Annotated in this window: 5 protein-coding genes; 4 read left to right on the top strand and 1 reads right to left on the bottom strand. The window is 75.4% G+C overall.

The features are described 5' to 3' along the window. The 4 genes from BI06_RS30175 to BI06_RS30160 all read left to right on the top strand — a co-directional run. Positions 1-2,166: AMP-binding protein (locus tag BI06_RS30175; RefSeq protein WP_158516472.1), on the top strand; the 2,166-nt coding region annotated here is incomplete at its 5' end. Then, a complete protein-coding gene (locus BI06_RS30170; RefSeq protein WP_030397918.1) occupies positions 2,163-3,458 on the top strand; it encodes an MFS transporter in 1,296 nt (431 codons plus the stop codon). The genes BI06_RS30175 and BI06_RS30170, both read left to right, overlap by 4 nt. Before the next feature lie 60 nt (positions 3,459-3,518). Continuing rightward, complete coding sequence (gene ddaH / locus BI06_RS30165; RefSeq protein ID WP_030397919.1) at positions 3,519-4,331, top strand: dimethylargininase; 813 nt, start codon at positions 3,519-3,521, stop codon at positions 4,329-4,331. 225 nt (positions 4,332-4,556) lie between these two features. Further along, positions 4,557-4,778, top strand: coding sequence for a hypothetical protein (locus tag BI06_RS30160; protein WP_030397920.1), 222 nt, complete (start codon positions 4,557-4,559; stop codon positions 4,776-4,778). Positions 4,779-4,853: 75 nt separating this feature from the next. On the opposite strand, the gene BI06_RS30155 is transcribed toward BI06_RS30160, so the two are convergent. After that, the coding region (locus tag BI06_RS30155) for a tetratricopeptide repeat protein (protein ID WP_043472775.1) at positions 4,854-5,552 on the bottom strand (699 nt) is incomplete at its 5' end.

Here is a 5,552-nt window from a genome sequence, read left to right as displayed (position 1 = left end):
GCCGCCGCGCCGGACCCGGCGGACGCCGCCTACGTCGTCTACACCTCCGGCTCCACCGGCCGCCCCAAGGGCGTGGTGGTCGGCCACGGCTCGATCGCCGCCCTGCTCGCCTCGCACCGCGCGCCCACCGGCCCGATCGGCGCGGGCGAACGGGACGGCGGGCGCCGCCGGGTCGCGCTGACCGCCTCGCTCTGCTTCGACGCCTCCTGGGACGGACTGCTCTGGCTGGTCGCCGGCCACGAACTGCACCTGGTCGGCGACGAGGTCCGGCGCGACGCCGCCGCGCTCGTCCGGCACCTGCGCACCGAGCGGATCGACGTCCTGGAGGTCACCCCCTCCTACGCCGAACAGCTCCTCGACGAGGGGCTGCTCGACACCGCCGCGCCGCAGGGCCCGGCCCCGGCCGTGCTGCTGCTCGGCGGCGAGGCCGTCGGCCAGTCCCTCTGGACCAGGCTGCGCGAGGCCCCGCACACCACCGCCCACAACCTCTACGGCCCGACCGAGTCAACCGTCGACGCGCTGGTCCAGCCGTTCGCGGACTCCGAGCGCCCCTCGCTCGGCCACGCCGTGCTCGGCACCCGGGCGCTGGTCCTGGACGAGCACCTGGCACCGGTCCCGGTGGGCGTGCCCGGCGAGCTGTACCTCGCCGGGGCGGGCCTGGCCCTGGGCTACCTGGGCCGCCCGGCGCTGACCGCCGAGCGCTTCGTCGCCGACCCGTTCACCCCGGGGTCCCGGATGTACCGGACCGGCGACCTGGTGCGCCGCACCAGGGACGGCGGGATCGACTACCTCGGCCGCACCGACCACCAGGTCAAGATCCGCGGCTTCCGGATCGAACTCGGCGAGATCGAGCACGTGCTGACCCGCCACCCCCGGGTGCTGGCCGCCACCGTGAGCGCCCACGAGGACGGCGCTGCCGGCCCCCGCCTGGTCGCCCACGTCGTCCCCGACGGCGCCGGGCACCAGAACGCGGCACCGCTGGACCCGGCCGACCTGCGGGCCTTCGCGGCCGAGTCGCTGCCCGGCTACATGGTCCCGGCGGCGGTCGTCCTGCTCGACGCTCTCCCGCTCACCGCCAGCGGCAAGGTCGACCGGCGGGCCCTGCCCGCCCCCGACTTCACCCTCCTCCCGGGCGGCCGCGCGCCGCGCACCCCGCGCGAGGAGTTGCTCTGCGGCCTCTTCGCCGAGGTGCTCGGAGTGGAGCGGGTCTCGATCGACGACGGCTTCTTCGACCTCGGCGGCCACTCGCTGCTGGCGATGAAGCTGCTCGGCCGGATCCGCGCCGCCCTCGCGGCCGAGCTCGGCGAGCGCGCCGACCTCGGCATGCGGGCCCTGTTCGAGGCGCCGACGCCGGCCGGCCTGGCCCGCCGGCTGGACGCCGCGGCCGACCGGGGGTCTGACGCCCCGGAGCCGTCCGACGCCCTGGACGTCCTGCTCCCGCTGCGGACCGGCGGCGGCAAGGCCCCGCTGTTCTGCGTCCACCCCGCCGCCGGCATCAGCTGGGTCTACTCCGGCCTGCTGCGCCACCTCGACCCGGAGCGGCCGGTGCTCGGCCTCCAGGCCCGGGGCCTGCGCGGCGGCTCCCCGGACTCCGTGACCGGGATCGCCGCGGACTACGTGCGGGAGATCCGCGCCGTCCGCCCGCAGGGCCCCTACCACCTGCTCGGCTGGTCGTTCGGTGCGGTGGTCGCCCAGGAGATGGCCGTCCAGCTCCGGGCGGCCGGCCAGGAGGTGGGCCTGCTGGCCCTCCTCGACGGCCTCCCGGCCGGTCCGGCCACCGAGGAGCCGCCGGCCTCCGACGACCCGGTGGAGACCCTCGCCGAACTGCTCGCCTCGCTGGGCTACGACCCGGCCGACGGGCGCGGGCAGGCCGAACTGACCGCCCTGCTGGGCGAGGCGGCGGCACTGCTGCCGGACGTCTTCGAGCACCACCGCAAGCTGATGGCCGAGCACGTGCCCGGCCACTACCGGGGCGCGGCCGTCTTCGTCGGCGCCACCGCCGACAAGCCCGCCGACTGGCCCTACGAGGCCGCCTGGGCCCCGTACCTCACCGGCGGGGTCGCCGCCCACCGGATCGACTGCGCGCACGGCGCCCTGACCCAACCCGAGCCCCTCGCACGGATCGCCGCCGTGCTGGCCGAGACGCTGGAGAGTGACCCCCGATGAGCACGAGTACCGTCCCGGTCGAACCGCCCGCAGTCGACGACGGGCCCCGCCGCAGCCGCTGGGGCCTCTGGGCCCAGGGAAACTTCCGCAAGCTCTGGATCGGTGAGACGGCCAGCGGTCTCGGCACCGCCGTCGGCAACGTCGCCCTCGCCCTGGTGGCGGTGGTGACCCTGGACGCCTCGCCGTTCATGGTCGGCGTGCTGACCGCCTCCGCCTGGGTCCCGTGGCTGTTCCTCGGCCTGCTGGCCGGCGCCTGGGTGGACCGCTGGCCCCGGCTGAAGGTGATGCTGGTCTGCGACCTGCTGCTGCTGGTGCTGTTCGCCAGCGTGCCGGTGGCCGGCTGGTTCGACGCGCTGACGATGGCGCAGCTGATCCTGGTGGCGCTGCTGGCCGGCGCGGTGAAGGTGTTCTTCTCCACCGCGTACGGCGCCGTGCTGCCGGCCCTGGTCGCCAAGGACGACCTGCTGGAGGCCAACGTCAAGCTGCGCTCCGGGGACTCGGCGGCGGAGATCGCCGGCCCCGGCCTGGCCGGCCTGCTCTCCCAGGTCTTCGGCGCGGCCAGCGGACTACTGGCCGACGCGATCACCTACCTGGTGTCGGCGGTCTGCCTGGCCGGCATCAAGGTGAAGGAGACGCCGCCGCCGGTGGCCGAGCGGCGCGGCATCCTGCGCGAGATCGGCGAGGGCGTGCGCTTCCTGGCCGGGGACCCGTTCCTGCGCAACCTCGCCCTGTTCGGCGCGGTCGGCAACCTGGGCCTCAACGGCATCCAGGCCGTGCAGACGATCTTCCTGGTCCGCAGCGTCGGGGTCTCGCCCGGCGGCATCGGCGCCGTCTTCGCGGTGGTGTCGGTCGGCGGCCTGGCCGGCGCCGCGCTGGCCGGGCGGATCGCCCGCCGCTTCGGCACCGCCCGCGGGCTGCTGCTCTGCGAGCTGGTCGCCGCGCCGTTCATCCTGCTGCTGCCGCTGGCCGGCTCCCGGCTGCCGCTCGCGGTGAGCGCGGTCGCCTGGTCGGTCGCCGTCTGCGGGGTGATCGCCGGGAACGTCCTGGCCGGCAGCTTCTACCAGTCCTACTGCCCGCCGGCCATGATCGGCCGGATCCGGGCCAGCGCCTCGACCGTCAACTTCAGCGCCATCCCGATCGGCGCCCTGCTCGGCGGCTGGCTGGGCGAGGTGCTCGGCGCCCGCACCACCATCTGGATCATGGCGGGGGTGCTGCTCTCGGCCGGCGCCGTGCTGCTGGCCGGCCCGCTGCGGGCCCGCCGGGACTTCCCCGAGCGCCCGGCCGCCGCCTGATCCCGCGCCCCGCCCCCTCGTCACGTACCGATCGCCCGCCCTCACCCTCGGAGCCCCGCCATGACCCGCACCGCCCGCCCGCGCCGCTACCTGATGTGCCGTCCGACCCACTTCGACGTCAGCTACGCCATCAACCCCTGGATGGACCCGGCCAAGCCGGTCGACACCGCCCTCGCCGTCGCCCAGTGGGAGCGGCTGTACGAGCTCTACCTGGAGCTCGGCCACCGGGTCGACCTGATCGACCCGATCCCGGGCCTGCCGGACATGGTGTACGCGGCGAACGGCGCCACCGTGGTGGACGGCCGGGTGCTGGGAGCGCGGTTCCGCAACACCGAGCGCGCCGCCGAGGGCCCGGCGTACCTGGACTGGTTCCGGGAGCACGGCTTCACCACCCACGACCCGGCGCACGTCAACGAGGGCGAGGGCGACCTGCTGCTGACGGATCGATACCTGCTGGCCGGCCGGGGCTTCCGCAGCGTCTCCGCCGGTCACGCCGAGGCGCAGGAGTTCCTCGGCCGCCCGGTGGTCGGCCTGGACCTGGTCGACCCGCGCTTCTACCACCTGGACACCGCCCTCAGCGTGCTCGACGGCGACCGGATCATGTACTACCCGGGGGCGTTCTCGGCCGGCAGCCGGGCGGTGCTCGCCCGGCTGTTCCCGGATGCGGTGCTGGTGGCGGAGGAGGACGCGGCGGCGTTCGGCCTCAACGTGGCCAGCGACGGGCTGAACGTGGTGCTGCCGGAGCCGGCCACCGGGGTGGCGGCCCGGCTGCGGGAGCACGGCTTCCGTCCGATCGGGGTGGACCTCTCGGAGCTGCTCAAGGGCGGCGGCAGCGTGAAGTGCTGCACCCTGGAGATCCGCGAGGCGGCCTGACGGCGGGCGGGAACTCCCAGGTCGCGTGCGGTCCAGGACCCCGATCAACGCCCCGATCAATACGCCGATCAACAGCCCGATCAACGACGGTGATCGACGCGCGGTGCTCGCGCGTCGATCTGCCGTTGAACGCCCCTTGCCATGCTGATCACGTCAGCCCGGGGAGCCCCCCGGAAGAGCCCGGAACACTCCTTCCCGCCAGGGAAGACGACCCAGGGAGCAGTCATGGCGAAGAACTCGACGAACGGCACCGCCCGGATCCGCCTGACCGTCGCGGGCCTCGGCCTCGGCACCCTGCTCGCCCTCGGCGTGGCCGGCACCGCGATGGCGGACGGCGCGGCCGGCCCCGCCCAGGGCGGGACCACCGCGCCGACCGCCACCCCGACCCCGACCGCCACGCCGACCAACGGCAACGCCCACGGCGACTGGAACAGCACCGGCTCCTGAGCCCGGTCCGACCCTCAGGATCCACCGAACAACGGTGGGCAGAACCGTTTCTGCCGCCCCGTCACTCCGTCCCGATCAGGGATCCACCAGCGCGAACGCCGGCTCCGCGAGCAGCCCCGCCACCTCGGCGGCCTCCGGCAGCCCCAGCCGCCGGAAGATCGCGTGGGCCTCCCGCAGCCGCGCCCCCGCCTCGGACCCGCGCCCGAGGTCCGCCAGCGCGCAGCCGAGCACCACCAGCGCCTGCGCCTGGTCCCGCTCCGCCCCCAGCTCCTCGCAGAGCCGCAGCGCCTGCTCCGCGTGGTCGAGCGCCTCGTCCGCCCGGCCCAGCTCGCGCAGACTGTCCGCCAGCCGGTAGCGCGCGTGCGCGGCCCGGTCCCGCAGACCGGCCGCCACCGAGACCGCCAGGCACTCGCCGAACCAGGTCACCGCCTCCTCGTGGCGCCCCAGCGCGTGGTGCGCCAGCCCCAGCACGTACAGCGTGTACGCCCGGCCCGGGTCGTCCTGCCGGGTCCGCAGCTCGGCCAGTGCCTCGTGGCAGATCGTCACCGCCTCGTCGGCCCGGCCGCTGCGCACCCGCGCCAGCGCCGCGTTGACCGTCGTCACCAGCGCGCCGGAGCGGTGCCCGAGCCGGTTGGCCAGCAGCAGCGCCTCGTCGTAGTGGTCCACCGCCTCGTCGTAGCGGCTCAGGAACTGGCAGATCAGCCCGAGGTCGTTCAGCGCCTGCCGCAGGATCACCGAGTCCCCGGCCGCCCGCGCGGCCTCCACCGCCCGCCG

The organism is Kitasatospora sp. MBT66 (assembly GCF_000710405.2).
GTDB classification, from domain to species: domain Bacteria; phylum Actinomycetota; class Actinomycetes; order Streptomycetales; family Streptomycetaceae; genus Kitasatospora; species Kitasatospora purpeofusca.
The sequence above is the reverse complement of the archived record's forward strand: the minus strand, read 5'-3'. Positions and strand labels throughout refer to the sequence as shown.